The organism is Streptomyces sp. NPDC007929 (assembly GCF_042959065.1).
Taxonomy (GTDB): domain Bacteria; phylum Actinomycetota; class Actinomycetes; order Streptomycetales; family Streptomycetaceae; genus Streptomyces.
The window spans coordinates 1-1445 of sequence record NZ_JBIBKD010000030.1; the positions used below are offsets into that span (position 1 = coordinate 1).

The following is a 1445-nucleotide window of genomic DNA, read 5'->3' on the forward strand; positions in this document are numbered from 1 at the left end:
TGCTGGTCGATCAGCTCGGCGAGGTTGCCGGACGTGATCCGCTTGCGCGACAGGTCGTCCAGCCAGATCGCCACGCCTTCCTCGGAGAGGCGCTTCAATGCGTCTGTCATGGAAATCAAACTCCTACGTCTCGTATGTCAGCGTCAGCGTTGGGCCGCGGCGAGGGATTTCCGCGCGACGGCAGCCACGTTCTCGGCGGTGAAGCCGTACTCCCGGAAGAGGACCTTGCCGTCGGCCGAAGCACCGAAGTGCTCCAGGGAAACGATGCGGCCGGCGTCTCCCACGTACTTGTGCCACGTGAGACCGATACCGGCCTCCACCGCGACACGGGCCCGCACGGACGGCGGCAGGACGCTGTCCCGGTACCCCTGGTCCTGCTCCTCGAACCACTCCACCGACGGCATCGACACCACCCGCGCCGGCACCCCGTCGGCCTGCAGCCGCTCGCGTGCCTCGCCGGCGACGTGCACCTCTGAACCGGTCGCGATCAGCACGACCTGCGGCTCGCCGCCCTCGGCCTCGAACAGCACGTAACCACCGCGCGCGGCATCCTCGTTGGCCTCGTACGTGGGCACACCCTGCCGGGTCAGCGCGAGGCCGTGCGGGGCGCCCTTGCCGAACTCCTTGGTCCAGCGCTTGAGGATCTCCCGCCAGGCGATGGCGGTCTCGTTGGCGTCGGCCGGACGCACAAGGTTCAGGCCCGGGATGGCCCGCAGCGACGCCAGGTGCTCGACCGGCTGGTGCGTCGGACCGTCCTCGCCCAGGCCGATGGAGTCGTGCGTCCACACGTACGTCACCGGCAGGTGCATCAGCGCCGACAGCCGCACCGCGTTGCGCATGTAGTCGGAGAACACCAGGAAGGTGCCGCCGTAGATGCGGGTGTTGCCGTGCAGCGCGATGCCGTTCATCTCCGCGGCCATCGCGTGCTCGCGGATACCGAAGTGGATCGTGCGCCCGTACGGGTCCGCCTCCGGCAGGGGGTTGCCGGCCGGGAGGAAGGAGCTGGTCTTGTCGATCGTGGTGTTGTTGGAGCCCGCCAGGTCGGCCGAGCCGCCCCACAGCTCCGGGATCACCGCGCCGAGCGCCTGGAGGATCTCGCCGGACGCGGCACGCGTCGCGACACCCTTGCCGACCTCGAAGACCGGGATCTTCTCCTCCCAGCCGGTGGGCAGCTCACCCTTGCTGATCCGGTCGAACTCCGCCGCCCGCTCGGGGTTGTTGTCCCGCCACAGCTGGAACGACTTCTCCCACCGCGCCTTCGCCTCGGCCCCGCGCTCCAGGGCCTTGCGGGTGTGCGTGATGACCTCGTCGGAGACCTCGAAGGACTGCTCCGGATCGAAGCCCATGACCCGCTTGGTCGCGGCGACCTCGTCGTCGCCCAGCGCCGAGCCGTGTGCCGCCTCGGTGTTCTGCGCGTTCGGGGCCGGCCAGGCGATGATCGAGCG

At 69.6% G+C, this 1445-nt stretch carries 1 protein-coding gene; it reads right to left on the reverse strand.

Features of this window, described 5'->3' with window-relative positions; genetic code table 11:
• Positions 1–143: 143 nt before the first annotated feature.
• Positions 144–1445: transketolase C-terminal domain-containing protein (locus ACFZDE_RS38640; RefSeq protein ID WP_391214960.1), on the reverse strand; the 1302-nt coding region annotated here is incomplete at its 5' end.